The sequence below is a fragment of the Martinezella rhizogenes genome (genome assembly GCF_007002745.1).
In the GTDB taxonomy this organism is placed as follows: Bacteria; Pseudomonadota; Alphaproteobacteria; order Rhizobiales; family Rhizobiaceae; genus Agrobacterium; species Agrobacterium cucumeris.
Map to the genome: position 1 here is coordinate 98,564 of NZ_SGNY01000002.1, position 26,417 is coordinate 124,980.

General features: G+C 60.2%; 24 protein-coding genes. 9 read left to right on the forward strand and 15 right to left on the reverse strand.

What is annotated here, in order from left to right; all coding sequences use genetic code 11:
• Window positions 1-66 precede the first annotated feature (66 nt).
• A complete protein-coding gene (locus EXN68_RS06010) occupies window positions 67-987 on the forward strand; it encodes a DMT family transporter (RefSeq protein WP_052819741.1) in 921 nt (306 codons plus the stop codon).
• Window positions 988-1,077: 90 nt separating this feature from the next.
• On the forward strand, window positions 1,078-1,407 hold the full coding sequence (gene hspQ, locus EXN68_RS06015; RefSeq protein ID WP_046798283.1) for a heat shock protein HspQ: 330 nt from the start codon (window positions 1,078-1,080) through the stop codon (window positions 1,405-1,407).
• 90 nt (window positions 1,408-1,497) lie between these two features.
• Here hspQ and EXN68_RS06020 read toward each other — a convergent pair whose 3' ends face one another.
• The gene (locus EXN68_RS06020; RefSeq protein ID WP_142840062.1) at window positions 1,498-2,154 is read right to left on the reverse strand and encodes an invasion associated locus B family protein; all 657 of its coding nucleotides are present in this window, start codon (window positions 2,152-2,154) and stop codon (window positions 1,498-1,500) included.
• A gap of 327 nt (window positions 2,155-2,481) precedes the next feature.
• Here EXN68_RS06020 and EXN68_RS06025 point away from each other — a divergent pair, with 327 nt between their 5' ends.
• The 5 genes from EXN68_RS06025 (at window position 2,482) to EXN68_RS06045 (ending at window position 7,987) form a co-directional block, all read left to right on the forward strand.
• Complete coding sequence (locus EXN68_RS06025) at window positions 2,482-4,329, forward strand: extracellular solute-binding protein (RefSeq protein WP_142840063.1); 1,848 nt, start codon at window positions 2,482-2,484, stop codon at window positions 4,327-4,329.
• Window positions 4,330-4,356: 27 nt separating this feature from the next.
• Window positions 4,357-5,025: a DsbA family oxidoreductase gene (locus EXN68_RS06030; protein ID WP_142840064.1), complete on the forward strand. Its 669-nt coding sequence runs from the start codon at window positions 4,357-4,359 to the stop codon at window positions 5,023-5,025.
• Between the two features lie 52 nt (window positions 5,026-5,077).
• Entirely contained in the window at window positions 5,078-6,010 is a 933-nt protein-coding gene (locus tag EXN68_RS06035) for a DMT family transporter (protein ID WP_142840065.1), read from the forward strand.
• Window positions 6,011-6,136: 126 nt separating this feature from the next.
• Window positions 6,137-6,964 (forward strand): oxidoreductase, encoded by an 828-nt coding sequence (locus tag EXN68_RS06040; protein ID WP_142840066.1) that lies wholly within the window; start codon window positions 6,137-6,139, stop codon window positions 6,962-6,964.
• Window positions 6,965-7,048: 84 nt separating this feature from the next.
• The gene (locus tag EXN68_RS06045; RefSeq protein ID WP_142840658.1) at window positions 7,049-7,987 is read left to right on the forward strand and encodes an AraC family transcriptional regulator; all 939 of its coding nucleotides are present in this window, start codon (window positions 7,049-7,051) and stop codon (window positions 7,985-7,987) included.
• Window positions 7,988-8,083: 96 nt separating this feature from the next.
• Here EXN68_RS06045 and EXN68_RS06050 read toward each other — a convergent pair whose 3' ends face one another.
• The 3 genes from EXN68_RS06050 to EXN68_RS06065 all read right to left on the reverse strand — a co-directional run bounded on the left by EXN68_RS06050 (window position 8,084) and on the right by EXN68_RS06065 (window position 12,698).
• A complete protein-coding gene (locus EXN68_RS06050; RefSeq protein WP_142840067.1) occupies window positions 8,084-8,422 on the reverse strand; it encodes a hypothetical protein in 339 nt (112 codons plus the stop codon).
• Between the two features lie 463 nt (window positions 8,423-8,885).
• Window positions 8,886-12,383 carry a transcription-repair coupling factor gene (gene mfd, locus EXN68_RS06060; RefSeq protein ID WP_142840068.1) on the reverse strand — a complete coding sequence of 1,166 codons (3,498 nt, stop codon included), beginning with the start codon at window positions 12,381-12,383 and terminating at the stop codon, window positions 8,886-8,888.
• A gap of 3 nt (window positions 12,384-12,386) precedes the next feature.
• On the reverse strand, window positions 12,387-12,698 hold the full coding sequence (locus tag EXN68_RS06065; protein WP_142840069.1) for an FAD assembly factor SdhE: 312 nt from the start codon (window positions 12,696-12,698) through the stop codon (window positions 12,387-12,389).
• Between the two features lie 189 nt (window positions 12,699-12,887).
• On the opposite strand from EXN68_RS06065, the gene recG reads away from it, so the two are divergent.
• Entirely contained in the window at window positions 12,888-14,993 is a 2,106-nt protein-coding gene (gene recG / locus EXN68_RS06070; protein ID WP_142840070.1) for an ATP-dependent DNA helicase RecG, read from the forward strand.
• Window positions 14,994-15,007: 14 nt separating this feature from the next.
• Window positions 15,008-15,280 (forward strand): hypothetical protein, encoded by a 273-nt coding sequence (locus tag EXN68_RS06075; RefSeq protein ID WP_142840071.1) that lies wholly within the window; start codon window positions 15,008-15,010, stop codon window positions 15,278-15,280.
• A gap of 25 nt (window positions 15,281-15,305) precedes the next feature.
• Here the strand turns inward: EXN68_RS06075 and EXN68_RS06080 are convergent, their stop codons facing one another.
• The 11 genes from EXN68_RS06080 to EXN68_RS06130 all read right to left on the reverse strand — a co-directional run bounded on the left by EXN68_RS06080 (window position 15,306) and on the right by EXN68_RS06130 (window position 26,261).
• A complete protein-coding gene (locus EXN68_RS06080) occupies window positions 15,306-15,596 on the reverse strand; it encodes a type II toxin-antitoxin system RelE/ParE family toxin (RefSeq protein WP_142840072.1) in 291 nt (96 codons plus the stop codon).
• Window positions 15,593-15,838, reverse strand: coding sequence for a CopG family ribbon-helix-helix protein (locus tag EXN68_RS06085; RefSeq protein ID WP_142840073.1), 246 nt, complete (start codon window positions 15,836-15,838; stop codon window positions 15,593-15,595). The genes EXN68_RS06080 and EXN68_RS06085 overlap by 4 nt, the downstream gene beginning before the upstream one ends.
• 117 nt (window positions 15,839-15,955) lie before the next feature.
• Window positions 15,956-16,624 carry a DUF502 domain-containing protein gene (locus EXN68_RS06090; RefSeq protein WP_142840074.1) on the reverse strand — a complete coding sequence of 223 codons (669 nt, stop codon included), beginning with the start codon at window positions 16,622-16,624 and terminating at the stop codon, window positions 15,956-15,958.
• A gap of 13 nt (window positions 16,625-16,637) precedes the next feature.
• Window positions 16,638-17,141, reverse strand: a complete 504-nt coding sequence (locus tag EXN68_RS06095; protein WP_142840075.1) for a GNAT family N-acetyltransferase — start codon at window positions 17,139-17,141, stop codon at window positions 16,638-16,640.
• Window positions 17,138-18,964 carry a glutamine--fructose-6-phosphate transaminase (isomerizing) gene (glmS, locus tag EXN68_RS06100; protein WP_142840076.1) on the reverse strand — a complete coding sequence of 609 codons (1,827 nt, stop codon included), beginning with the start codon at window positions 18,962-18,964 and terminating at the stop codon, window positions 17,138-17,140. Before glmS ends, EXN68_RS06095 begins: the two co-directional genes overlap by 4 nt.
• A gap of 102 nt (window positions 18,965-19,066) precedes the next feature.
• Window positions 19,067-20,428 (reverse strand): bifunctional UDP-N-acetylglucosamine diphosphorylase/glucosamine-1-phosphate N-acetyltransferase GlmU, encoded by a 1,362-nt coding sequence (gene glmU / locus EXN68_RS06105; RefSeq protein ID WP_142840077.1) that lies wholly within the window; start codon window positions 20,426-20,428, stop codon window positions 19,067-19,069.
• Between the two features lie 213 nt (window positions 20,429-20,641).
• Window positions 20,642-21,376 (reverse strand): FadR/GntR family transcriptional regulator, encoded by a 735-nt coding sequence (locus EXN68_RS06110; protein WP_142840659.1) that lies wholly within the window; start codon window positions 21,374-21,376, stop codon window positions 20,642-20,644.
• Window positions 21,377-21,588: 212 nt separating this feature from the next.
• Complete coding sequence (locus tag EXN68_RS06115) at window positions 21,589-22,662, reverse strand: BMP family ABC transporter substrate-binding protein (RefSeq protein WP_142840078.1); 1,074 nt, start codon at window positions 22,660-22,662, stop codon at window positions 21,589-21,591.
• A gap of 38 nt (window positions 22,663-22,700) precedes the next feature.
• Window positions 22,701-23,621 carry an ABC transporter permease gene (locus EXN68_RS06120; RefSeq protein WP_052819852.1) on the reverse strand — a complete coding sequence of 307 codons (921 nt, stop codon included), beginning with the start codon at window positions 23,619-23,621 and terminating at the stop codon, window positions 22,701-22,703.
• Complete coding sequence (locus EXN68_RS06125) at window positions 23,621-24,712, reverse strand: ABC transporter permease (RefSeq protein WP_110756991.1); 1,092 nt, start codon at window positions 24,710-24,712, stop codon at window positions 23,621-23,623. The genes EXN68_RS06120 and EXN68_RS06125 overlap by 1 nt, the downstream gene beginning before the upstream one ends.
• A complete protein-coding gene (locus EXN68_RS06130) occupies window positions 24,702-26,261 on the reverse strand; it encodes an ABC transporter ATP-binding protein (protein WP_142840660.1) in 1,560 nt (519 codons plus the stop codon). The genes EXN68_RS06125 and EXN68_RS06130 overlap by 11 nt, the downstream gene beginning before the upstream one ends.
• Window positions 26,262-26,417: the final 156 nt, after the last annotated feature.

Here is a 26,417-nt window from a genome sequence, read left to right on the forward strand (position 1 = left end):
CACTCCAGTCTGGCGGCCTCTCCGGAGGCCGCCGTTTTCTTTTGAAGCCCAGCCATATCGCGAACGATGTCGAACAAGCCAGCCTCTCAGCAAACCCGCCTTACGGACTGGCTCATCTTTCTGGCTGTGCCGTTCTTTTTCTCCAGCAACGTCATTTTCGGCCGTGGCGTCGTCGGCGAGGTCTCACCCTTCATCGCCGCCTTCATTCGCTGGATCGGATCGACCCTCATCATCGCCCCCTTCATGATCGCCGACTGGCGCAACTGCCTGGCGTTCCTGCGTCACAAAACGCTGCTGTGGCTCGTTCTCGGCATTCTCGGCATGGGCATCTGCGGCGGCGTGGTCTATTGGGGCCTGACCATGACGACTGCTGCCAACGGCACGCTGATCTACACGACATCGTCGCTGTTCATCATCCTGTTCCAGCGCATCTTTCAGGGTCGCCGCATCAGAAAGCTCGAAGTGGCGGGCATGATCATCGCCTTTGCAGGCGTGGCGGCCATCGTGCTCAAGGGTGATATGTCCGCTCTGTGGCACATGAATTTCAACATCGGCGATTTCGCCATACTGACGGCAGCCATCGCCTTTGCGATCTATTCGCTGCTGCTGCGCGATCCGGCAGCCCGGCAGATGGCCTCCTTCAGCCTTTTCGGCCTGATTGCGCTGTCCGGCGCGCTGGTGCTGCTGCCGCCGGCGGCTCTCGAACTGGCGCAGGGCGGAATGCTGCCGGCGACACCGATGGCCTGGGCGAAGATCGGCGGCATCATTCTTTTCGCCTCGCTGCTCGCCTTTTATTGTTTCACCCATACGGTGCGCGTTTTCGGCCCGGCCACGGCCGGCATCACGCTTTATATGATGCCGCCGGTCTCGATCATCATGGCAACGTTTTTCCTTGGGGAGAGCTTCGAGACCTATCACGCCATCGGCATCGTGCTGGTCACCGGCGGTGTGGTCATCGCCACCGCGCCAATCGGCCGAAGGGCGTGAGCGGCGGGACGGTAATACGGGCGGGATACCCCTAGCCCTTGATATTTCGCATTCCGCCCCCAACTATTAGTGGGAAAGGAAGTTCATGCCATGAAACAAAGAGACGCAAAATTCACGCTTGGCGAGATCGTCCGCCACAAGGTGTTTCCGTTCCGCGGCGTGGTCATCGACGTGGACCCGGAATATGCCAATACCGAAGAATGGTGGAACGCCATTCCCGCCGATATCAGGCCGGATCGCGACCAGCCCTTCTATCATCTTCTGGCCGAAAACGAGGAGACGGAATATGTCGCCTATGTTTCCGAGCAGAACCTCGTCCACGACGAAAACGAGACGCCGCTTAGAAATCCCAATATCGGCCGCATCTTTGACAAGGCGCCGAACGGTGAATGGCGTCCGAAGATGTCGACGGCGCATTGACGCAAGCCTGAAATACCCACCCCTCCCAGGGCATAAAAAAACCGGTCTGTCTCCAGACCGGTTTTGTCATTCTTGACGCTGGTGGAGCGATCAGGGCTTCGGCGCGGTCTTGGCGGCGTCCTGAGCGGCTTCCAGCTTCTTGCGGGCCTCTTCTGCCTTCTTCTGCATGCCTTCCTGCAGGCTACGCTGGCTTTCGGCCAGCTGCGACTGGGTGATGGCAGCACCGTCGTAAGCGCCGGTGAAACCGGAGAGTGCGATCTTGATCGGGTTTGGCGCGCGGCGGAAGTTGATGGAGGTGAAGACCACCTCGCTACCCTTCTTCAGGGAAGCGATCATGGCATCCGTCAGCGGCACTTCAGCCGTGCACTTGTCGGGAAGGCAAACGGCGTAATCGAGCTTCTGGCCCTTGCCGCCATCGATCTGCATCATCACGCCCGGAGGAACGAGACGCGCGGTCGGAACGGAAACCTGCAGCAGCTTGCGGTTGACCTTGCCTTCAACGGTGATGAGGCCGACAGCGGTGATCATCTGGCCGTTCTGGGCAAGAACCACGTTCTGCACGACGCAGACATCGTTGTCTTCCTGCTTGGAGCAGGTCTTGAACCAGCCGAGCGGCGGAGCGCCGGCGCCCTGAGCGGCGGGAGCAGCATCCTGTGCCTGCGAGATGGCCGGAGCGGACACTGCGCCGAGAGAAAGGACCAGAGCGGACAGAGCCGTCCGGGTGAATGTGTTTGCCTTTTGCATCATAAGAGTTCCGTCTCCTGAATGTCTGCCAGAACAGAACCGCTAAGATCCTGTTCGCCGATGGCGGTATCCTTCTGCCCGTTCAACTGTCGTTTAAATGAGGCAAATGCGTGACCCGTCTCTTCCGGCCACCCTGTTACATGCCGATCGCGGCGATATCCAGCACTTCTTTAACTTTTTCTTGAGGTGGGCCAAGATTTCCCACCCTCGCATGGGTCCCGCCAAGGGCCTGTGCTACATATTTGCCAGAATCATAACGAAAAAGCCAAATCATGACGATAAACCGATCATCATGACAAATCGGACGGACAGTTGAGACAGGATAATAACATGCGCAACCTTGCGGCCCTCATCCCCGCATTGTTTCTTTTGGGCTCATCCCTGCTTCCCGCCGGGAGCGCCCAGGCGCAGCCGCTTCACGGCATTTCCATGCACGGCACACCGGCACTGCCGGCTGATTTCCGGCACTTCCCTTACGTCAATCCGGACGTCAAAAAAGGCGGCCGCATCTCCTATGGCGTCGTCGGCACCTTTGACAGCCTCAATCCCTTCGTTCTCAAGGGAATGCGCACCACCGCGCGCGGCGTCTGGGACCCGGAATTCGGCAACCTGCTCTACGAACCGCTGATGCAGCGCTCCACCGACGAACCCTTCAGTCTCTACGGCCTGCTGGCTGAAACGGCAGAGTGGGACGAGGAGCGCAGCTTCATCCAGTTCAACATCAATCCGAAGGCGAAATGGTCGGATGGCGAGCCGGTAACGCCTGATGACGTGATCTTCACATTCAATCTCCTGAAGGAGAAAGGCCGCCCGCCCTTCAACAGCCGTCTGGACGGCGTGGCGAAGCTGGAAAAAATCGGCGATCATGGCGTGCGTTTCACCTTCAATGAGAAGGCAAACCGCGAAACGCCGCTTATTCTCGCCTCCTCCACCCCCATTTTGCCGAAACATGCGATCGATCCGGAAAAATTCGAACAGGCGGGTCTCGGTCCGGTCGTCGGCTCGGGTCCATACCGAATCAAGACCCTGCGGCCGGGAGAACGAATCACCTGGGAGCGGAACCCGGACTATTGGGGCAAGGATATTCCGAGCAAGGTTGGCTTTGAGAATTACGACGAGATAACCGTCACCTATTTCCTTCAGGTCACCACCATGTTCGAGGCCTTCAAGAAGGGCGATATCGACATTTACCCGGAAGGCGACGCCATCAACGGCACCTCCGATACCTCGCATTGGGGGCAGGCTTACAATTTCCCGGCCGTGCATCGTGGCGATATCGTCAAGGATGTGTTCCAGCCGCAGCTGCCTTCCGGCATGTTCGGCCTGGTGTTCAACACCCGCCGTGCCGTCTTTGCCGATGAAAAGGTGCGCGAGGGCCTGTCCTATGTCCTCGATTTCGAATGGATGAACCGCAATATCCTCGGTGGCGCCTTCAAGCGCACGCAGAGCTACTGGCAGAATTCGCCGCTCGGCGCCTTCGGCAATGCCGCAGATGCGCGCGAGCTTGCGCTGCTGGGCGACGCGGCGAAAACCATGCCGCCGCAGCTTTTGGCGGGAACCTACGCCATGCCCACCACCGATGGCACCGGTGCGGACCGCAAGGTGCTGAAACTGGCCGTCGATAAGCTGAAAGAGGCCGGATACAGCATCAAGAACGGAAAAATGTCCGATGCCAATGGCCGTCAGCTCGCCTTCGAGATCATGACGCAGAACCCGGCGCAGGAGCGCATAGCGCTTGCCTATCAACGCTCGCTCAACCTCATCGGCGTCGCCATGGGCATCCGCTCGGTCGATGACGGTCAATATCAGGCCCGTTCGAACAGCTTCGATTATGACATGATCATCCGCTCCCTGCCCTCCTCGCTTTCGCCGGGGGCGGAGCAGCTCAATCGCTGGAGTTCGCTGTCACGCGACGCGCAGGGCAGCTTCAACTATGCCGGGGCCGCCAGTCCCGATATAGACCGGATGATCGAGGCCCTGCTGCAGGCCCGTTCGACGGAAGATTTCCAGGCAGCCGTGCGGGGTTACGACCGTCTGCTGGTTGCCGGTCACTACGTCATTCCGCTCTATTACATCGGTGCGCAATGGATCGCCCGCTGGAAATATATCGACCGCCCGGATATCACCCCGATATCAGGCAATCAGAAACAGACCTGGTGGGATGCGCGGGCGCAATAACCGGTCCAGACAAGGGAAGATGAAACCATGGAACGCATCGTTATCGACGTCGTATCGGATATGGTCTGCCCCTGGTGTTATCTTGGCAAGGCAAGGCTCGATCTTGCCATTGCCGAGGTGCAGGACGAGATCAGCGTCGACGTGAACTGGCGTCCTTATCGCCTCAATCCGGATTATCCGCCTGAGGGCGTAGATCAGAAGGCCGCCCTTGAGGAAAAGCTCGGCAAGGAGCGTCTGGAGCAGGCACATGTCACGCTGGTGCAGCTCGGCAAGGAAGTCGGCATCCACTATGATTTCGATGCGATCAAGATCGGCCCGAACACGCTCGATGCGCACCGCCTGTCGCTCTGGGCCCATTCGGAAGGCCGCGACGTTCAGGAAAAGATCGTCACCGGTCTGTTCAAGGCGAATTTCGAGGAAGGCCGCAACATCGGCGATCATGCCGTGCTGACCGATATCGCCGAAAAGGCGGGCATGGACGCCAAGGTGGTGGCGCGGCTTCTGGCATCCGATGCGGACAAGGATACGGTTGTCGCCGAAATTGATGCGGCGCAGCAAATGGGCGTCGCCGGTGTGCCGTTTTTCATCCTCGACCAGAAATACGCCATCAGCGGTGCGCAAACGCCTGATGTCCTGATTGCTGCACTGCGGGATATTGCAAAAATCAAGGCGGACGAGCATAAGTCGATGAACTGACGGTCGAACCACCGGCAGCTTACCCTAACCGATAAACTGTTGGTGTTTTCCCGTGTCCGACCAGACCCTGAAAGGCATTCTGCTTGCCTTTGCCGCCTTCGCTGCCTACGCATGGAGCGATGCGAGCGTTAAACTCATAGAAGGCCAGATTTCGCCGATCGAATCGGCCTTCTTCGGCGCCCTGTTCGGCTTCGTCGCCCTGCCCTTCATCCGCAAACGCAACGACCGCTGGGTGGATATCGTCAGAACGACGAACCGCCCCTTGTGGATCATCCGCTTTTTTGCCGCCGGCACCGGCGCAGTCGGCAGCGTGACCGCCTTCACCCATCTTTCCATGGCGGAAGCCTTTGCGTTGATCTTCCTGCTCCCTTCCTTCGTCACCATCATGTCGGTGGTGTTCCTGAAGGAACAGGTGGGCATCAAGCGCTGGTCGGCCGTCATCATCGGTTTCCTCGGCGTGCTGGTCATCCTGCGGCCGGGCTTCCGCGAACTCGGCATCGGCCATCTCGGCGCCATCATCGGCGGCTTCAGCGGTGCACTCAGCATCGTCATCTTCCGCGCCATGGGACCGTCGGAGAAGAATGTCTCGCTTTATGGTGCCGGTGTGCTCGGCTGTCTCACCATAAGCGGCATCGCCATGGTGCCGACTTTTGTCATGCCAGCCGGCGAGCAATGGCTGCTGCTGGCGGGATATGGCCTGCTCGGCGCCCTTGGCAACGTACTGGTCATGTATGCCGCCCAATATGCGCCCGCCGCCATGATCGGACCGACACAATATAGCCAGATGCTCTGGGCCATCCTGTTCGGTTACCTGATTTTCGGCGACCGTATCGACGGATGGATGCTCGTCGGCATCGCCCTCATCGTCGGCTCCGGCCTGTTGACGCTGATCCGCGAGAAGCAGAGAAAGGTGCCGCTGCCCGCTTCGATCGCTGCCACCGACCAGAACGTTGCCGTCGGCATCACACCGGAAAATCCCTCATAAGTTTGCCCCTCATAAGTTTGAAAGACGAGACTTGGCGGCTTGCACCATAAATATGGCGTGTTCCGCCACTGCGATGGCACGATGCGCGACTTATGTTGGCACTCTCCAAGAGCAAGAGGTGCCGACATGAACATACGAACCCAACCGACCGCCCTCGTTACGGGCGCGTCATCCGGCATGGGCAAAAGCATCGCCAAACGCCTGATCGCCGATGGCTATCTCGTCTATGTCGCCGCGCGCAGCATCGACAGGATGGCTGACCTGGAAAAGCTTGGCGCGATTACGCTGCGCATGGACATCTCAAGCGACGAGGACATCGTCGCCGCTGTCGCCGCGATTACCGCACGATCCGGTGGCGTCGACGTGCTGGTGAACAACGCCGGCTACGGGCTCTACGGCCCGGTCGAGGAGATTCCGCTCGACGAGGCGCGCTACCAGTTCGAGGTCAACGTCTTCGGCACCGCCCGTCTGACACAGCTCCTTATGCCGGCCATGCGCGCAAGGGGCAAAGGCACGATCGTCAACATCACCTCGATGGGCGGCAAGATCTACACCGTTCTGGGTGCCTGGTATCACGCGACCAAACATGCGCTGGAAGGCTGGTCGGACAGTCTGCGGCTGGAAGCCGAGCCATTCGGCATCCGCGTCGTGGTGATCGAACCGGGCCTGATCGAGACCGGTTTCGGTGCGGCCGCAGCGCAGGGTCTCCTCGAACGCTCGGCAAACGGCCCTTATGCGAAGATGGCGCAGAGCGTTGCGGCTTCCATGGACCGAAGCTACGGTAAGGGTATGGGTACCGATCCCGAGGTCATTGCCGACGTGGTGAGCAAGGCGGTCAGGTCCGCCCGCCCGAAGACACGTTATGCGGCCGGCAAATACGCCCGGCTGATGATCGGCGTGCGCAAATGGTTCGGCGACCGGGCCTTCGACAGGCTGATCAGAAGCCAGATGTAAAAGAAGGCCGGAGGTCGGATCATGAGCAGGGATTTAAGCGACAGGTGCAGGCTGCCCCAGGCTTTCTGGCCGGCGGCGGAGCGTATGGGGCTGCCAGCTCCGGCCCTGCTGCGGCAGGCGAAGCTTCCCGCAACGCTGCACATCGCCCCGGACGCGTGGTTGACCACGGCGCAATATTTCGACCTGTGGCGGGCGGTCGAGGCCCTGTCGCAGGATTCGGCCATCGGCCTGCGGATGACGGTCGAGACAGACACGGCGATGCATCCACCCGCCACCATGTCAGCCTTCTTCGCCCGCGACTATCGCGACGGGCTGCACCGGCTGGCCCGCTTCAAGCGACTGTGCACCCCTGAAGAGCTTTCGGTAACGGAAAGCGACGGCGAGGCCCGGATCGCCGTAAGATGGTTGCACACTGACGAGGCCGAGCCGGACGCTGCGGCCGACGTCACTTTCGCCGCCCTTCTCGAACTGGGGCGGCGGGGCACCGGCAGACACGTCACCCCGGTTCGGGTGGAGATGATTCGCCGTGGACCTGTTTCCGACGTCCATCGGAGTTATTTCAATGCACCCATCCGCACCGGCTGTCCGCAGAATGCCATGGTGCTGAAACGCGACGATCTCGATCTTCCCTTTGCCGGGCATAATCCCGAACTGCTGGCTATACTGGAGCCCGCACTTGCGGCCTCCCTTCACGATATCGAGGCGCAATCCTCGCTGCCGGAGCAGGTCAAGATTCTGATCAAACGCCGCATCGCAAGCGGCAAACCGGAGATTTCCGAGGTGGCGCGTGAACTCGGCATGAGCGAAAGAACCCTGCAGCGTCGTATTACCGAACAGGGATCGAACTATCGAGCGCTCATCGAGCAAGCGCGGCAGGAACTCGGTCGCGACCTGCTTTCAGACAAACGCAATGGAATTGAAGAGATAGCCTTCCTGCTCGGTTTCCAGGACACCGGCTCGTTCTATCGAGCGTTTCGAAGCTGGGAAGGCGTGACGCCAGCCCAGTGGCGAGTGAGACACTGACATTGAACAGAGCGTCGTCAGCTACCGGCCAAAGGCCGGAAGCTGCCTCTCGCTTTCCGCGTCGCGTGGCTCATTGCGCCTGTCGGATTTCACGACCTAGTCGCAAACCCTGGCCCGATACATATCGCCCCAGCCATTCTGTCGCCAGACGACGTGGCAGCGCGGATAGGCGGGCTGATAGATCACCGGCGGGCCATAAACCGGCGGGCCGTAAAATGGCTCTCCATAATAGGGGCCGCCATAGGAATGCCGCGCCCCGGCGACGATGGCGCCACCGATAATCGCTCCGGCGATACCTGCGGCAATGCCGCCGCCGCCATGCCCGTGTCCAAAGTGGTTGCGTGCTTCCGCCTGGTTGGTGGTGGCAATTGTGGTGCCCGCAATTGTCAAAGCAACCAGACCTGCGGAGGCGAACCTGTTCATCCTGGTCCACATTGTCTTGCTCCTTCGTCTTCCCACTCACGCATCATATTGAGCGTAATGCAGGAGATGAAAACAAGACTACGCCCGCCGACGCTACCGGCGCATGTCCGTTTCATTACATCCCGGTAATGTTTGCGGAGCCTCCGGGGGCTGGGAGGTCCGGTAAAGCAGATGGATGTCGGAGGTTTCGATGTTGGTTTGTCTGGATGTGCTTTAGGTGTTGGTTTTCGGGAGCTTGTTCATTGACGGCGGGCGACGCGCGTGGGGCTTACCCCCCTCTGCCCTGCCGGGCATCTCCCCCACAAGGAGGGAGATCGGCAAGCGGCACTACCACAGCTTCATTCGCCGACGTTGAGATGGGCGATACCTTTGCCACAGATCGATCTCCCCCCTTGTGGGGGAGATGCCCGGCAGGGCAGAGGGGGGTAAAGCGACACACGCCCTATGACCAATGCCCGCCCCGGAAAGCTCAAATCTACGACCGCGCCAGTTCCGCCAGCTGCGTCATGATCATCGCCGCACCCGCCAGACGCTTTTCCGGCGTCGGCAGATCGCGGGTCAGGAACAGGCTGTGGTCGGGCCGGATTTTCGCCATGGAGCCCTGCTTGCCGATATAGGACACGAGTGCCGCCGGGTTCGGGAATTCCTTGTGGCGGAATTGCAGCACCACGCCCTTCGGCCCGGCATCCACCTTCTCGACATTGGCAACACGGCAGAGCGACTTGATGTAGACGATCTTGAGGAGATGCTGCACCTCTTTAGGCAACGGGCCGAAACGGTCGATCATTTCCGCACCGAAACCATCAATCTCGCTGATATCGGCAAGCTCGCCAAGACGGCGGTAAAGGCCCATGCGCAGATGCAGGTCAGGAACGTAATCTTCCGGGATCATCACGGAGGTGCCGACCGATATCTGCGGCGACCAGCCGCTGTCGCGTACCTCTTCGTCGCCCTTCACCTCGGCAACGGCCTCTTCCAGCATCTGCTGGTAAAGCTCGAAGCCGACTTCCTTGATATGGCCGGACTGTTCCTCACCGAGCAGATTGCCCGCGCCGCGAATATCGAGATCGTGGCTCGCCAGCTGGAAACCGGCCCCCAGCGTATCGAGCGATTGCAGCACCTTCAGCCGCCGCTCCGCCATCGTCGTCAGCACCTTGTTGACCGGCAGGGTAAACAGCGCGAAGGCGCGCACCTTGGAGCGGCCGACACGGCCACGCAGCTGGTAAAGCTGTGCGAGACCGAACATATCGGCGCGGTGCACGATCAGCGTATTGGCGGTCGGCACGTCAAGACCGGATTCGACGATGGTGGTCGACAGCAGCACATCATATTTGCCGTCGTAAAAGGCGTTCATGATGTCTTCAAGTTCGCCCGCCGCCATCTGGCCATGCGCCACCGCCACTTTCAGCTCCGGCACATCCGATTGCAGGAAAGCATGAATATCGGCGAGATCGGCAAGGCGCGGGCAGACATAAAAACTCTGGCCGCCGCGATAATGTTCGCGCATCAGCGTTTCGCGGATCACCAGCGGATCGAAGGGCGAAATGAAGGTGCGCACCGCCATGCGATCGACAGGCGGCGTGGTGATGAGCGATAGCTCGCGCACGCCCGTCATGGCCAGTTGCAGCGTGCGCGGAATGGGCGTGGCTGACAGCGTCAGCACATGCACGTCGCTTTTGAGTTCCTTCAGCCGTTCCTTGTGCTTGACGCCGAAATGCTGCTCTTCGTCGATGATCAGCAGGCCGAGATTGGCGAAGCTGATGCCCGCGCCAAGCAGCGCATGGGTGCCGACAACGATATCCGTCTTGCCATCGGCCACTTCCTTTTTCGTCAGCGTCAGTTCCTTGGACCCGACAAGCCGCGAAGCCTGCTGCACCCGGATCGGCAACCCACGGAAACGTTCCGAGAAGGTGCGGAAATGCTGGCGGGAAAGCAGCGTAGTCGGCACAACCACCGCCACCTGTACACCGTTCATCGCGGCAAGGAAGGCGGCGCGCAGCGCCACTTCCGTCTTGCCGAAACCAACGTCACCGCAGATGAGGCGATCCATCGGCCGGCCAGCACCGAGATCCTCGCGCACCGCCTCGATGGCGTTCAGCTGGTCTTCGGTCTCATCATAGGGGAAACGGGCGGCAAATTCGTCGTAAAGCCCGTCCGGCGCAACCAAGGCCGGCGCGTGGCGCACCAAGCGCGCTGCCGCAATGCGGATCAGCTCGTCGGCCATGTCGAGCAGGCGCTTCTTAAGCTTGGCCTTGCGCATCTGCCATGCGCCGCCGCCCAGCTTGTCGAGCGTCGCTTCCGCCGCATCGGAACCGTAACGGGAAAGAAGATCGATGTTTTCGACCGGCAGGAACAGCTTGGCATCGTCGGCGTAATGCAATTCCAGACACGCACGCGGCGCACCCGCCGCCTCGATGGTCTGCAAGCCGACGAAACGACCGATGCCGTGTTCGGCGTGAACAACCAGCGACCCCTCGTCCAGACCCGCCACTTCGGAGATGAAATCCGCGCCGCGCTTGCGGCGTTTCGAGCGCCGCACCATGCGGTCGCCGAGAATATCCTGCTCGCCGATAACCGCCAGCGTTCCGGTTTCAAACCCGGCTTCGAGGCTCAGAACCGTTGCGGCCGCCTCACCCTTGCCGAGCTTTTCCACCTCTTTCAGCGATGTCACCGGCTTGATGTTTTCAAGCCCATGCTCGTTCAGGACCTGCAACAACCGGTCGAGCGAACCTTCCGACCAGCCGGTGATCAGCACCTTCCAGCCCTTGGCGCGGCGCTCGGCAATATGCTTTACCGCCAGATCGAAAACATTGACCCGCTCTTCGCTCTCGCCTTCGGTTGGCGGACGCGCCCACCGTGGCCCGACATGGGCATCGAGCGTTGCGACGGGGTGGCCTTCGCTATCGTGTTCATTGAAGGGCGTCAGCCGCACAGCATTGACGCCGGCGAGCATCGCATCGAAGCTCTTGCCGTCGAGATAAAGTTGGCCCGGCGATACCGGCTTGTAGGGCGCGCCCTGCGTCGAACCCTTGGTTTCGCCGGAAGCCCGGCGCGCCTCGTAATAATCAAGCACCAGCTTGGAGCGCTCTTTTGCGGCTTCCCTTGCTGTGTGATCGGTGACGATGCGAAAACCTTCGAGGTAGTCGAAAGCGGTTTCCAGCTTCTCGTAAAACAGCGGCAGCCAATGCTCCATGCCGGCATATCGGCGGCCTTCGGAGACGGCCTGATAAAGCGCGTCGTCACGGGTCGCAGCGCCAAACAGCGACAGGTAATTCTTGCGGAACCGGCCGATCGTATCCGGTGTCAGCGTCACTTCGCTCATCGGGTTCAAGTCGAGCGAGCGCGCCTGGGCAATGGTGCGCTGGCTGGCCGGATCGAAGGTGCGGATGCTCTCCAGCGTATCGCCGAAGAAATCGAGCCGCACCGGCTCTTCCGTACCGGGAACGAAAACATCGAGAATACCGCCGCGCACGGCGAATTCGCCCACTTCACGCACCGTCGCCACCCGGTCGAAACCGTTGCGTTCCAGCCGCGCGGCAATCTCTTCCATGCGTATCTGGTTGCCGGGCTTCGCCGAAAAGCCGAGGTTCCCAATGATATTCCGCGGCGCCATCTTCTGCAGCATGGCGTTGACGGTGACGAGCACGATGGCCGGATGCGGCTTTTTCGCGTGGGCGATGAGGCCGGAGAGCGCCGCCAGCCGGCGCGCCGAAGTGTCGGCGCTCGGTGACACGCGGTCATAGGGCAAACAGTCCCAGGCCGGCAGCGTCATGACCGGAATATCAGGTGCGACGAAACCGAGAATCTGTTCGAGATCGGCGACCCGCTGGCCATCCGACATCACGTAAGCCACCGATGTGCCTGCCCGTGCCATGTCGGCAAGCAAAAGGGCTTCCATGCCGGAAGGCACATTTCCGATGGTCAGCGGCGTATCGGCCGACATCACCAGCTTTGCATCGAATCCGGCTATCATGTTTCAGGCCTTCAGGGTTTCGGCGGTGACGAGATCGAAATCGGGACGGTAGGAGGCGATCTTTTCAAACAACGGTGTGCGGAATTTTTCCGGCACCGGCTGCGCGCCTGTCACCATCTGGACGAGGTCGTTATCCTCTTCCGCCATGATGATCTCGAGTTCGTCGAGCTGATCATCCGAAAGCCCGGCAATATTGTCTTCCGCGAATTGCCCGAGCACCAGATCCATCTCGCGAATGCCCCGGTGCCAGCAGCGGTAAAGGATCCGCCGGCGTCTCGGATCAAGGTCGGCACTCGTGCGCACCAGTCCAGTCATCGCATTCACCTTTCGGTTGGCTATTCAACAGGATGTTGACTGCGACCTCCTATAGAACAGGAGGCGAACGCTTGGGAACCGGTTTTTATCGAAATAATGCCGCAGTGGTGAAAATCTACCGGTGATAACCCGCCTTTGTCAGCCCCCAAGTCTTGCATAACGCGTCCCCTTCCCCGATTTTGCTGACCCATGCGCCCGGCCATTCTCGATCCGCTGTTTGCCTCCGTCTCCACCCTTGCCGGTGTGGGGCCGAAGCTTGCCGATCTTCTGGCCAAGCTATTGAGCCGGGAAAGCGCCGACGACACCCGCGTCATCGATCTCCTGTTCCACGCGCCATCCAACGTCATCGACCGCCGCAATCGTCCTGGCATTGCGCTGGTGGCCCCCGGCGCCATTGTCACCATTCAGGGACGCGTTGACCGCCATCAGCCGCCGCCCGCAGGCAATCGTTCCGCGCCCTATCGTGTCTTCCTGCATGACGAGACCGGCGAACTGGCGCTGACCTTCTTCCGCGCCAAGGGAGATTGGCTGTCCAAGGCCCTGCCAGTGGACGAAGAGGTTCTCGTCAGCGGCAAGGTGGACTGGTTCAACGGCCGCGCCTCCATGGTGCATCCGGATTTCATGGTGAAGCTATCAGAGGCGGAAAACCTGCCTTTGGTGGAAGCCGTTTATCCCATGACCGCCGGGCTGTCTGCCAAGGTGCTGCGCAAGGCAATCGAAGGCGTGCTTTCAAAGCTGCCGGTCTTTCCCGAATGGATCGACGAGACACTGAAGACGCGGCAGGGCTTCGGCGATGTGGCCTCAAGCTTCCGCGAGCTGCACGACCCGCGCGACAGCGCCGATATCGATCCGCAAGCCCCGGCGCGCAGGAGGCTGGCCTATGACGAATTCCTTGCCGGGCAGCTGTCACTGGCACTGGTGCGCCAGCGGCTGCGCAAGGTGGCTGGCCAGCCAATCCGTGCCAAGGGTGATATCGCCGCAAAAATCCTGTCGCAGCTGCCCTTCTCGCTGACCGCAAGCCAGAGTGCTGCGGTGAAGGATATCCTCACCGACATGGCCGGCGAAGACCGCATGTTGCGGCTGCTGCAGGGCGATGTCGGCGCGGGCAAGACATTGGTGGCGCTGATGGCCATGGCAACCGCCGTGGAGGCCGGCGGACAGGCGGTGCTGATGGCACCGACCGAAATCCTTGCCCGGCAGCACTATGCCACCATCTCCAAACTCGCCAATGCGGCGGGCATCACCGTCGAGGTTCTCACCGGACGCACCAAGGGTAAGGAGCGCCGCGAAATCGAAGAACGCGTGGCGTCAGGCGAAGCGCAGATCGTCATCGGCACGCATGCGCTGTTTCAGGATAGCGTCGCTTACAAAAACCTCGTGCTCGCCGTAGTGGACGAACAGCATCGTTTCGGCGTGCACCAGCGCCTGCGCCTCACCGCCAAGGGCATCACGCCGCATATGCTGGTCATGACCGCCACGCCCATTCCGCGCACGCTGGTTCTGGCCGCCTTCGGCGACATGGATGTTTCCAAGCTCACCGAAAAACCCGCCGGTCGCAAACCCATCCAGACCGTGACAATCCCCACCGAACGCATCGGCGACATTGTCGAGCGGCTGCGTGCCGCGCTCAAAGATGGCAAGAAGGCCTACTGGATCTGCCCGCTGGTGGAAGAGACGGAAGAGTCCGACCTGATGTCTGCGGAGGAACGCCACGCGGTTTTGTCGCAGATGCTCGGCGCCAATATCGGCCTTATCCATGGCCGCATGAGCGGTCCGGAAAAAGACGCCGCCATGCTCGCCTTCAAGAGTGGTGAAACCCGGCTGCTGGTGGCAACGACGGTGGTGGAAGTCGGCGTCGACGTGCCGGATGCGACCATCATGGTCATCGAACATGCCGAACGTTTCGGCCTCGCCCAGCTGCACCAGCTGCGCGGCCGCGTCGGGCGCGGCGACGAGGCCTCCACCTGCATCCTGCTCTACAAGGGACCGCTCAGCGAAAACGGCCGCGCCCGGCTCTCCATCCTGCGCGATAGCGAAGACGGCTTCCTGATCGCGGAAGAGGACTTGAAGCTACGCGGTGAAGGCGAGCTGCTCGGCACCCGGCAGTCCGGCACGCCCGGTTTCCGCATCGCCAGCCTCGAGGCGCATGCCGACCTTCTGGAAATCGCCCGCAAGGACGCGGCCTATGTCATAGAGCGCGACCCCGAACTGACAGGTCCGCGCGGCGAAAGCCTGCGCACCCTGCTCTATCTGCACCGCCGCGACGAAGCGATCCGCTTCCTGCACGCCGGCTGAAAGTTTTGACCATCATGAACATGATTGACCCACGCCGCCCACCACCCGCCTTCCGCAAGGGCTACGCGCTCTGCTCGCCGCAAAATATCCTGCAGCCTGAGACCTTTGCAAAAAGCCCAAAAAAGGCGGTCGGCAAGGCCTTCAAGAAACCAGGCCGCAAGAAAGCCTGGGACCAGGCGCTGGAAGAAGGCTGGAGCGTGCGGCTGGTCTATATGCGTCTTTTCGTTCCCGTATTTCACGCGACGACGATGGGCACGGAGGTGGATGATCTGGATGACGAGGATTGATCAGCACTCTAGGAGCGTTGTTTAGTCAGAGCGACGAAGGCCATCGCTGCGATGTGTGAATGATCGTCAGAATTTCGATATCACCGCTGACACGATAGGCAATAATGTAGGAAATGTCGGATAGCACGGCTTCCCGTGTTCCCCTGATACGCCCGACCCGTCCCATTGCCGGCTGGTCCATCAACATATCTACGGCAGAAACAATGCGGGAAATTACCCGGGCCGCAGCCGCTGGATTATCCTTTTCGATATGCGCACCAATTTCATCGAGCCGTCGCAGCGCCCGCAAAGTCCAACGAATTCTCCGGTCGCTCATGACGGCCGGGCGGACTTGACGTATTTTCCGACAATGTTTGCGAGATCTTCGGGTGTGCCAAACTCGCCGCGATCCGCTTCCGCCAAACCGGCCTCAATCTCGGCTAGCTGCCACTCCTCACGGGCAACATAGTCCTCAATCGCCCGCGCCGCCATGTAGGACCGCGAGCGATCGAGCTTTTCTGCCAGCTGATCAAGCTTGTCAGCAACCTCGTCCGGCAGGCGTACTGTAAACGCAGTCATGGGTGCAGCCTCTTTCGGTTCACTATGATTATTGGTGAACCACATTGGTTCGTCAATCGCGCGACATTTCACCCCTGAGTGACAATGGAGCAAGGGATCGGATAGGCGCGAATATCATCAAACCGGCGCAATCGCCTTCGGCGGCGTGAAATCCGGCGCCACCAGACCACCTGATATCAGCAGTTTCGCCGCATCTTCCGGCGTCATGTCCAGCATCACGATCTTGTCCTTCGGCACGAACAGCAGGAAGCCCGCCGTCGGCACAGGGGTCGGCGGCAGGAAGACGGCGACCATCTCCTGGCCCATCTCGTTGAAGCGGTGGGCAAGCTCGCCCTTGGCCTCGGAGGCAACAAAGACCATCGCCCAGGTGCCGGGAGATGGAAACTCGATCAGGCCGACCTTCTTGAAGGAGTTCGCATGCTCCTTCAGAACGGATTCGAACAGCTGCTTGATGCTCTTGTAGATCGGCCGCACCAGCGGCATGCGGTTGAGGATGGATTCGCCAACCCCGACGATCCATTTGCCGATGAGGTTATTGCCGAGAAAACCGATGAGGGTGATACCCACGACGGCGATCAGCAGCCCGAAGCCGGGGATCGCCACATCGAAATATTGCTCGGGATCGTAACGGGCGGGGATATAGGGTTTCACCCAGCTATCCGCCCATTGCAGGAAGCTCCACACCAGCCACATGGTGATGGTGACGGGCGCGAGAATGAGAACGCCCGTGAGGAAGCTGTTGCGCAGACGGGCTGCGAAGGATATTTTTACTGGAATTTCAGTCATTTACCGTTCGGAATTAAGCGTTTTCGCCATCGAAACCCGGATGAAAACCGACAATGCCGGATGGAGTTCCGCCATGCAAGCGAAGAACTGTGAAATATTCGTCAGGAATCCCCGCCGCACTCAAGCCTTCGAGGTGGCGAAAACCGAAGCGTCCATAATAATCCGGATCACCCGCGACCACGCAGCCCGAGGCACTCAACCGGTCCAGTGCAGCAAGCCCTTCTTGCACCAGCAGTGAACCGACGCCCTGCCCCTGCCTCTCCGGTGCCACGGAGAGCGGCGCAAGGCAGAACCAGCCGCTCTCGCCGCTGCTCAGCGTGACCGGCGAAAAACCGACATGGCCGATAATGCCTTCGCTGTCTTCCGCCACCAGCGAAACCACCAGAGCGCCGGCGGCGCGCAGCCGCGCAACGATCAGATGTTCGGTCCTGTCACTGTAATCGACGTTACGGAAGGCATTTTCCGTAACGCGGGCAATTGCCCCTTCGTCACCCTGCCGTTCCGGCCGGATGATCATTCCACCGTCACCGATTTCGCCAGATTGCGCGGCTGGTCCACATCCGTGCCCATAAAGACCGCGGTGTGGTACGCGAGCAACTGGATCGGCAGCGAGAAGACCATCGGTGCGATGAGTTCATCAACAGTCGGCAGGGTGATCGTCGCCATGGTGTCGAGCTTGGAGGCGGCAGCCCCCTTCTCGTCAGTAATGAAGATGATTCTGCCGCCGCGCGCGGCGACTTCCTGCATGTTCGACACGGTCTTTTCGAAGAAGCGGTCATGCGGCGCAATGACAATAACAGGCATGTTCTCGTCGATCAGCGCGATCGGCCCGTGCTTCAACTCGCCGGCAGCATAACCTTCGGCGTGGATATAGGAGATTTCCTTGAGCTTCAGCGCGCCTTCCAGCGCCAGCGGGAAGCTGGTGCCGCGCCCGAGATAAAGCACATCCTTGAAGCGCGACAGATCGCGCGACAGCGCCTCGATCTGCGGCTGAATGCTGTTGAGAACCTTGCTCATGATGCGCGGCATCTCGGTCAGGTGGCGAACCAGTTCGGTTTCCTGCTGAGGCGTGATCGTGCCGCGCGCTTTTCCAGCGGCAACGGCCAGCGAAGCGAGCACGGCAAGCTGGCAGGTGAAGGCCTTGGTGGATGCAACGCCGATTTCCGGACCGGCGAGGATCGGAAAGATCGCATCCGATTCACGGGCCATGGTCGATTCACGCGTGTTGACGACGGCGCCGATCTTCAGCCCCTCCTGCTGGCAATAGCGCAGGGCCGCCAGCGTATCGGCGGTTTCGCCCGATTGCGAAATGAACAGCGCCGCCTGCGTGGGAACGAGCGGGATCTCGCGGTAACGGAATTCCGAGGCGACATCGATTTCCACCGGCAGGCGCGCATAACGCTCGAACCAGTATTTACCGATCAGACCTGACAGATAGGCTGTGCCGCAGGCGGAAATGGCAAGGCCGGAAAGCTTGGAAAAGTCGATGGCCTTGTCGGCATCCTTCACCGTCTTGGAGGCGAAATCCACGTAGTGGCTGAGCGCATGGGAAATGACTTCCGGCTGCTCGTAAATTTCCTTTTCCATGAAGTGGCGGTGGTTGCCCTTGTCGACCACATAGGCCGTCGCCTGCGAAATCTGCCGCTCGCGCTTCACAGGCTTGCCGGAAAAATCGATGATCTCAGCACCCTGTCGGGTCACGATGGCGCAATCGCCATCCACCAGATAGGTGATCTCGTTGGTGAAGGGCGAAAGCGCGATGGCATCCGAACCGAGGAACATTTCACCGCGGCCATAACCGACGGCAAGCGGCGGGCCGGAGCGCGCCGAAAGCAATGTGCCGGGATCATCCTGAAACATGACGACCAGCGCATAGGCGCCGGTAACGCGGTTCAGCATCTTCAGCATCGCTTCGCGATGGCCAAGCCCTTCGCGGGTATATTTCGCCAGAAGCTGCGCCACCACTTCAGTGTCCGTCTGGGTGGTGAAGGTCGCGCCCTCGGCGGTCAGTTCTTCGCGCAGTTCGGAGAAGTTCTCGATGATACCATTATGAACAACGGCAACGCCTTCAACGAAATGCGGGTGGGCATTGGTCTCGTTCGGTACGCCATGCGTCGCCCAGCGGGTGTGGGCAATACCCACCACGCCCGGCAGCGGCTTTTCCGAAACCAGCTTTTCCAGGTTGAACAGCTTGCCTTCCGCCCGGCGGCGGTCCATCGCGCCATTGTCGATGGTGGCGACACCAGCCGAATCGTAACCGCGATATTCGAGACGCTTCAGCGCATCGACAAGCCGTTCAGCAACAGGCTGGGTTCCGACTATTCCGACAATTCCGCACATATATTTCTCCAGACGGCGATCTCTTCGCCGAAACTACTAACCGTTTCCCCGAAATCAGCAATTATCCCGCCGGTCACTTTCGGTATCGCTCGGTAACGTCTTTCAAGAGGCCCTTTTCTTGGCTTCTTTCAGCGCTTTCGCCCGCTCACGCACCACGGTTGCCCGGCCCGGCTTCACTTCCTGGCGCGCACGCCCGAAGGCCAGCGCATCATCGGGAACGTCATCGGTAATCACGCTGCCGGATGCGATGTAAGCGCCTTCTCCAATCGTCACGGGTGCAACCAGCGACGAGTTCGAGCCGACAAAACTGTTCGCGCCGATCCGCGTTTCAGCCTTGTTGTAACCGTCGTAATTGCAGGTGATGGTGCCCGCACCAATATTGCTGCCGGCACCGATGAAGGCATCACCGATATAGGTCAGATGGTTAACCTTGGCGCCCTCGCCGATTTCGGCCTTCTTGACCTCACAGAAATTGCCGACCTTGGAATTGGCATGCAGGTTGGCGCCTGGACGCAACCGCGCATAGGGACCGACGGTCGCACCTTCCGCAACATGAGCACCTTCCAGATGCGAGAACGCATGGATGACGGCACCCGGCTCGATCGTCACGCCGGGACCGAACACGACATTCGGCTCGATCAGGGCATCCTGGCCGATCTTCGTATCGAAGGAGAGGAAAACCGTCTCGGGCGCGATCATCGAAACGCCGTCCACCATCAGCTCATGGCGGCGGCGCTCCTGCCACAGCTTCTCGATAAAAGCCAGTTCGGCACGGTTGTTGCAGCCAACCAGCTCGGTTTCCGGCGCATCGATGGCCACGGCGCGACGGCCGAGCGAACGGGCAATTTCAACGATGTCGGTGAGATAATATTCGCCTTTAACGTTGCTGTTGCCGATCCGGTCGAGCAGATCAAGGGCATTACGCCCGTTGATCGCCATCAGGCCGCTATTGCACCAGGTTACCTTGCGTTCTTCGTCGGTTGCGTCCTTTTCCTCGCGGATCGCCACCAGCTCGCCATTCTCAACCAGCAACCGGCCATAACCTGTCGGACGCTCGGTGTGGAAGCCGATTACGGCCACATCGGCACCGGCGGCAATCGCCTCGCGCGCCCGATCGAGCGTCGCCGACGTGATGAGCGGTACGTCGCCATAAGCGACGATCAGGTCATCGAAACCGCGCTCGATGGCTGCGCGTGCGGCAAGAACCGCATGGCCGGTGCCTTTGCGCTCCGTCTGCACGAAAGCCTCGACCTCAAGACCCCTGAGGCTGGCAGCCGCGGCAACATTGTCAGCATCGCGCCCGACCACCAGCGCCACGGCACCAACGCCCGATCCAGCCACAGCCTCCACCACATGCGCAATCATCGGCCGCCCGGCAACCGTGTGCAGCACCTTGGATTTCGACGACTTCATGCGCGTGCTGTCGCCCGCAGCGAGAATAACGGCTAGAGAGCTGCGCTCCATAAGACCTCCAACACCCCGTTACCGGCCGCAGGGCAGCCGGGACAGTGGCATGTGTTTGACTTAACGCCAGCCGGTTGAACAGACAGGCGCATCGGTAATTACGTTCCGGCATTGCTATAACGGCGGCCCACTTAAGAAACCATGCAAATCCACACCAAAATTTCCGCACCGATTTTCATCAAACGTGATCAGCGGCGGGAAGAAGTGATTTATTCAGCGCGGGTGACGGGCGGTGAATTGCAGGACCTGCTGACGACCATTTTCAATCAGCCTGCCCATTTCGCGGCGCGCCGCGGCCTCATCACGCAGACGAAACGCCTCGACAAGCCTCAAGTGAGAGGCGGACACATCGGAAATCTCGTTGGGATCGGCTTCCGGATTGCTCATCCGGAAAATGCCCGCCAGCGCCGCCTTGATCAGCGAACCGACGGTGCGCATGAACGGATTGCCGGACATTTCGGTGATGAGCACATGGAAATTCATATCCGCCAGCGCCCGTTTTTCCTTGGAATAAGCCGTATTGCCCATCTCGTTGGCGTAAGCAGCGAGCTTGGCGATATCGGCGTCTTTTGCCCTGAGCGCGGCAAGCCCCGCGCCATAGGGTTCGAAAGCCTGACGGATATCATAGAGATGCAGCAGGAACTCGTCGCTGACACCTGCCTCGAAGTGCCAGAGAAGCACTTCGCTGTCGAACATGTTCCAGCTTTCGCGCTCCGTCACCCTTGTGCCGATGCGCGCCTTGGGGGAAATCATGCCCTTGGCGGTCAGCGTCTTCATCGCTTCGCGCAGCACCGTGCGAGATACTTTCAGCCGCTCCATCAGCTCGGCATCCCCAGGCAATATCTCACCCGTCCTGAAAGTACCGGAGACGATATCGAGACCGAGCTTGTGAACGACCTGTGCATGATTTGTCCGCAGCTTTCGAAAACCAATCGCCGCATCGAGCATTCCGCGCTGCAAGTGCCATGTCCTTCCGTTCGGTTGGCGACCTTAAAAAAATCGCGCCAGACGTGTGTATCTCAAGTCAGATTATAGTGAAAAACATCAAGTCGCATGAAAAGCAAAGGTAAACTGCATCCATGCAGTAAAACGCATGAAAATAAGCAAGGCCGCACATTTCTCATGTGCGGCCTTGCTTCAGTAGCGATAGATAATCCGCATTATTGCGGCAGCTTGTCGTCCACGCCGGCAACGTAGAAGTTGAGGCCGAGCAGAACCTTGTCCTCAGCCTTTTCGCCAGCCTTCAGCCACTCCGAGCCGTCCTGCTTCTTCACCGGGCCGGTGAAGGGATGCAGCTCGCCCGACTTGATCTTGGCTTCGGTTTCCTCAGCCATCTTCTTCACGTCGTCAGGCATGTTGGTGTAGGGCGCCATGGTCAGGATACCGTCCTTCAGGCCATCCCAGATGGATTCAGACTTCCAGGTGCCGTCAAGCAAAGCCTGCGTGCGCTTGATGTAATAAGCACCCCAGGTGTCCTTGATGGCGGTGAGCTGGGTCTGCGGACCGGCTGCGATCATGTCGGAAGCCTGACCGAAGGCCTTGATGCCACGCTCGGCGGCAACCTGCATCGGAGCCGTCGTGTCGGTGTGCTGCGTCAGGATATCGACGCCCTGGTCGATCAGCGCCTTGGCCGCATCGGCTTCCTTGCCGGGGTCGAACCAGGTATTGGCCCAGACGACCTTGAGCTTGAAGTCCGGGTTGACCGACTGTGCGCCGAGCACGAAGGCGTCAATGCCCATCACCACTTCCGGGATCGGGAAGGACGCGATGTAGCCGGCGAGACCCTTCTTCGACATCTTCGCGGCGATCTGACCCTGAATGTAACGGCCTTCATAGAAGCGCGCATTGTAGGTCGCGACGTTTTCAGCGGTCTTGAAGCCGGTGGCGTGCTCGAACTTCACCTTGGGGAACTTCTGGGCAACCTTCACGGTCGCATCCATGAAGCCGAAGGAGGTGGTGAACACCAGTTCGCAGCCGGAACGGGCCATACGTTCGATGGCGCGTTCGGCATCCGGGCCTTCCGGAACGCTTTCAAGGAACGGCGTTTCGATCTTGTCGCCGAAATGCTTCTGCAGCTCTTCGCGACCGATCTCATGCGCCTGTGTCCAGCCGCCATCGGTGCGGCTGCCGACATAGATGAAGCAGACCTTCTTGGCGTCGGCGGCTTCCGCCGAGGAAACGACGCCGCCGAGCGCCGCGACGGAAGCGGCAAGTGCGATGACCAGTTTTTTCATTTTTACCCCTGTTGGTTTGGAGACTTGAGGATTCTTCTTCACCTGTCCGGCACGAAGGATTTGCCCAAAGATGCCGGTGTGTTGATCAAGGTCGTGCGGCGATTATGCGAGATGATGACCAGCACGACAATAGTTGCGAGATAAGGCATCGCCGAAAGCAGCTGAGACGGCACGCCGATGCCGAAGGCCTGCGCATGCAACTGGCCGATGGTGACGGCGCCGAACAGATAACCGCCCGCCAGCAGGCGCCACGGACGCCAGGAGGCGAAGACAACGAGCGCCAGCGCAATCCAGCCACGCCCGGCCGACATGTTTTCCACCCATTGCGGCGTATAGACCAGCGACAGCTGTGCGCCCGCAAGGCCCGCGCAGGCACCACCGAACATGACCGCCAGATACCGCGTGCGGATGACGTTGATGCCAAGCGCATGGGCCGAGGCATGATTGTCACCGATGGCGCGGATTTTCAGGCCCGTGCGGCTTTTGAACAGGAACCAGCTGATGCCGAACACCAGCGCGATGGACATGTAGAAGATGAGGTCCTGCCGGAACAGCAGCGGACCAAAAAACGGAATCTCCGACAAGACAGGAAAGACGATCGGCTGCAGCTTGATACCAGGCAGGCCGACGAAACTCTCGCCCAGCATGCCGGAGACGCCGAGGCCGAGAATGGTGAGCGCAAGACCCGTCGCCACCTGGTTGGTGACAAGCGTCAGCGTCAGGAAGCCGAACAGCAGCGAAAACACCGCGCCCGAGGCAATGCCGGCCAGAATGCCGAGATAGGGTGAACCCGTCATATGCGTGGCGGCGAAAGCACAGACCGCGCCCATGATCATCATGCCCTCAACGCCGAGATTGAGCACGCCTGAACGTTCCGCCACAAGCTCGCCCGAAGCGGCAATGACAAGTGGCGTGGCAGCGGTGATGACGGTGAGAAGAATGGCCTGAAGCATATCCATCATGCCGCTCCTTCTTTACGATGTGTCTTGCCGGCAAAGACCACCCGGATGCGATAGAAGATCAACGTATCGCAGGACAATACGAAGAACAGCATCAGCCCCTGAAATACCCGTGTCACCTTGTCGGAGACGCCGATCGAAAGCTGTGCCGCCTCGCCCCCGAGATAGGTCAGCGCCAGCACCAGCCCGGAAAGGATGATGCCAAGCGGATTGAGGCGGCCGAGAAAGGCGACGATGATGGCGGTGAAACCATAACCCGGCGAAATGCTGGGCTGGAGATGGCCGATGGAACCGGAAGCTTCCGAAATGCCCGCAAGCCCGGCCAGCGCGCCCGATAGCAGCAGCGAAAACCACACCATGCGGCTGGAGGAGAAACCGGCAAAGCGCCCTGCCCGCGCCGATTGGCCAAGTACGGTAACTTCAAAGCCCTTGAGCATGTAGCGCATCATGAACCACAGCGCGATGGCTGCAACGATGGCGAACACGAAACCCCAATGCGCCCGGCCCGAGGCCAGCATTTCCGGCAGCACGGCGCTGTCGTTGAAGGGCTTGGTCTGCGGGAAATTGTAACCGCCGGGATCGCGCCAGATGCCGCGCGTCAGCCAGTCGAGGAAAAGCTGCGCGACATAGACCAGCATCAGGCTGACGAGGATTTCATTGGTGTTGAACTTCGTTTTCAACAGCGCCGGAATACCGGCATAAAGCGCGCCGCCGACAGCGCCCATCACCATCATCAGCGGCAGGATGAGCGGCGAGTGCCAGTCGGGATAAAGCACCGGCAGGATGGAACCGGTGATGGCGCCGATGGTGAATTGCCCCTCCGCGCCGATATTCCAGTTATTGGAGCGATAACAGATCGACAGGCCGACGCCGATCAGGATCAGCGGCGCAGCCTTGATCGCCAGCTCATGCAGCGACCAGACCTCCAGCAGCGGCTCGACGAAAAAGGCGTAAAGCGCGTGAGCCGGATTTTTGCCGAGCATGGCGAACATGACAGCGCCGACAAGCAGCGTCAGCACCAGCGCCAGAAGCGGCGAAAGCAGGGTGAAAAGCTTCGAGACCCCCGCGCGTTTTTCAAGCTCAATGCGCATGCTGGGCGGCTCCCGAATGTGACGTGTGAATGCCGCCCATCAAAAGGCCGATCTTTTCAAGCGTCATCTCTTCCACCGGATGGGCATCGGAGAGCTTGCCATCGGAAATGACCGCGATATTGGTGGCGACCTCGAAGATTTCATCGAGATCCTGGCTGATGACGATGACGGCCGAGCCAGCCTTGGCAAGATCGACCAGCGCCTGGCGGATACGGCTTGCCGCCCCTGCATCCACACCCCAGGTCGGCTGATTGACAACAAGCACCGCCGGCTGACGGTCAAGCTCGCGCCCGACGATGAACTTCTGGAGATTGCCACCGGAAAGCGATCCCGCCAGCGGATCGGCACCGCTCTTGCGCACATCCATGGTTTCCGAAATGCGCCGCGCCGCCGCCCGGATGGCCGAGCCGCGGATGATACGCAGGAAACCGCCGGTCAGAAACGCCTTGCGGTCGGAACGCGCCCGCGCCAGCAACAGATTGTCGGAAAGGCTCATGCCGGGAACCGCAGCGTGACCGTGGCGCTCCTCCGGCACGAAACCGGCACCCATCAGACGCCGGCCATTGATGCCGATGCGACCAACCGGCTTGCCGCGCAGATGGATGGCGTCATTATTATAAACGGGATATTCGCCAGAGAGTGCATCGAACAGCTCGCCCTGCCCGTTTCCGGCCACTCCGGCAATCGCCAGCACTTCACCGGCGCGTACATTCATTGAAATCGACTTCAAGGCCACAGCAAAAGGCGTACGCGGCGCAACCGAAAGCCCCATGACCTCGATCTGCGGTGCACCGAGCGCCTCGCCCGTTGCGCGCGAAACACTGGCGACATCGCTGCCGACCATCATGCGCGCCAACGACGCCGGCGTTTCCTTGCGCGGATCACACGCTCCCGTCACCTTGCCGTGACGCAAGACGGTGGCGCGATCACAGATGCGCTGCACTTCTTCGAGGCGATGGCTGATATAAAGCACCGAGCGGCCTTCGGCCTTCAGCTTTGCCAGCGTCTCGAACAGCTTGTCGGCCTCCTGCGGCGTCAAAACCGAGGTCGGCTCATCGAGAATGATCAGGCGCGGGTTCTGCAACAAAGCGCGGACGATCTCGATGCGCTGGCGCTCGCCGACCGAAAGATCGGCCACATGCGCATTGGGATCGAGCGGCAGACCATAGGCCCGCGACAACGTTTCCGCCTCCTTGGCAATTTCCTTCAGCGAAATTTTCGGGTCGAGCGACAGGGCAATGTTTTCAGCAACCGTCAGCGCCTCGAACAGGGAAAAATGCTGGAAGACCATGCCGATACCGAGCCTGCGGGCCTCGCTGGGCGAGCCCACGGAAACCGGCTGGCCTTGCCAGATGATGTCGCCTTCCGTCGGCGCAAGGACGCCGAACAGCATCTTGACCAGCGTCGACTTGCCGGCACCGTTTTCACCCAGAAGCGCATGGATTTCGCCCGGCGCAATATCGAGATCGATACCGTTGCAGGCGGCGAAATTGCCGAACAGCTTTGTCAGCTTGCGAACCGACAGGAGAGGCGTGGCCTCTGGCGCCAGATTTCCAGTCACTGATCCCCTCTTTCACCGGCTGTCCACGCTTTCTTCGAAGCATTTCAACAACAGTGGTCATTGTTCCCAATCCGGCGGCAATGCGTATGCAATGCTACGGGACCATGATTTATTGATAACCGTTTTGCTGCTGCGCACAACAGA

Excerpts from the sequence above, each read along its gene's own strand:
- EXN68_RS06095 (WP_142840075.1), bottom strand. The coding sequence starts at position 17,141 with ATGATCATCCGGCCGGAACGGCAGGGTGACGAAGGGGCAATTGCCCGC.
- mfd (WP_142840068.1), bottom strand. The coding sequence starts at position 12,383 with ATGATAGCCGGATTCGATGCAAAGCTGGTGATGTCGGCCGATACGCCG.
- EXN68_RS06045 (WP_142840658.1), top strand. The coding sequence starts at position 7,049 with ATGGGGCTGCCAGCTCCGGCCCTGCTGCGGCAGGCGAAGCTTCCCGCA.
- hspQ (WP_046798283.1), top strand. The coding sequence starts at position 1,078 with ATGAAACAAAGAGACGCAAAATTCACGCTTGGCGAGATCGTCCGCCAC.
- EXN68_RS06075 (WP_142840071.1), top strand. The coding sequence starts at position 15,008 with ATGAACATGATTGACCCACGCCGCCCACCACCCGCCTTCCGCAAGGGC.
- EXN68_RS06110 (WP_142840659.1), bottom strand. The coding sequence starts at position 21,376 with ATGCTCGATGCGGCGATTGGTTTTCGAAAGCTGCGGACAAATCATGCA.
- EXN68_RS06090 (WP_142840074.1), bottom strand. The coding sequence starts at position 16,624 with ATGACTGAAATTCCAGTAAAAATATCCTTCGCAGCCCGTCTGCGCAAC.
- EXN68_RS06025 (WP_142840063.1), top strand. The coding sequence starts at position 2,482 with ATGCGCAACCTTGCGGCCCTCATCCCCGCATTGTTTCTTTTGGGCTCA.
- glmS (WP_142840076.1), bottom strand. The coding sequence starts at position 18,964 with ATGTGCGGAATTGTCGGAATAGTCGGAACCCAGCCTGTTGCTGAACGG.
- recG (WP_142840070.1), top strand. The coding sequence starts at position 12,888 with ATGCGCCCGGCCATTCTCGATCCGCTGTTTGCCTCCGTCTCCACCCTT.
- EXN68_RS06030 (WP_142840064.1), top strand. The coding sequence starts at position 4,357 with ATGGAACGCATCGTTATCGACGTCGTATCGGATATGGTCTGCCCCTGG.
- EXN68_RS06020 (WP_142840062.1), bottom strand. The coding sequence starts at position 2,154 with ATGATGCAAAAGGCAAACACATTCACCCGGACGGCTCTGTCCGCTCTG.
- glmU (WP_142840077.1), bottom strand. The coding sequence starts at position 20,428 with ATGGAGCGCAGCTCTCTAGCCGTTATTCTCGCTGCGGGCGACAGCACG.
- EXN68_RS06050 (WP_142840067.1), bottom strand. The coding sequence starts at position 8,422 with ATGTGGACCAGGATGAACAGGTTCGCCTCCGCAGGTCTGGTTGCTTTG.
- EXN68_RS06040 (WP_142840066.1), top strand. The coding sequence starts at position 6,137 with ATGAACATACGAACCCAACCGACCGCCCTCGTTACGGGCGCGTCATCC.
- EXN68_RS06010 (WP_052819741.1), top strand. The coding sequence starts at position 67 with ATGTCGAACAAGCCAGCCTCTCAGCAAACCCGCCTTACGGACTGGCTC.
- EXN68_RS06125 (WP_110756991.1), bottom strand. The coding sequence starts at position 24,712 with ATGCGCATTGAGCTTGAAAAACGCGCGGGGGTCTCGAAGCTTTTCACC.
- EXN68_RS06120 (WP_052819852.1), bottom strand. The coding sequence starts at position 23,621 with ATGGATATGCTTCAGGCCATTCTTCTCACCGTCATCACCGCTGCCACG.
- EXN68_RS06115 (WP_142840078.1), bottom strand. The coding sequence starts at position 22,662 with ATGAAAAAACTGGTCATCGCACTTGCCGCTTCCGTCGCGGCGCTCGGC.
- EXN68_RS06065 (WP_142840069.1), bottom strand. The coding sequence starts at position 12,698 with ATGACTGGACTGGTGCGCACGAGTGCCGACCTTGATCCGAGACGCCGG.
- EXN68_RS06085 (WP_142840073.1), bottom strand. The coding sequence starts at position 15,838 with ATGACTGCGTTTACAGTACGCCTGCCGGACGAGGTTGCTGACAAGCTT.
- EXN68_RS06080 (WP_142840072.1), bottom strand. The coding sequence starts at position 15,596 with ATGAGCGACCGGAGAATTCGTTGGACTTTGCGGGCGCTGCGACGGCTC.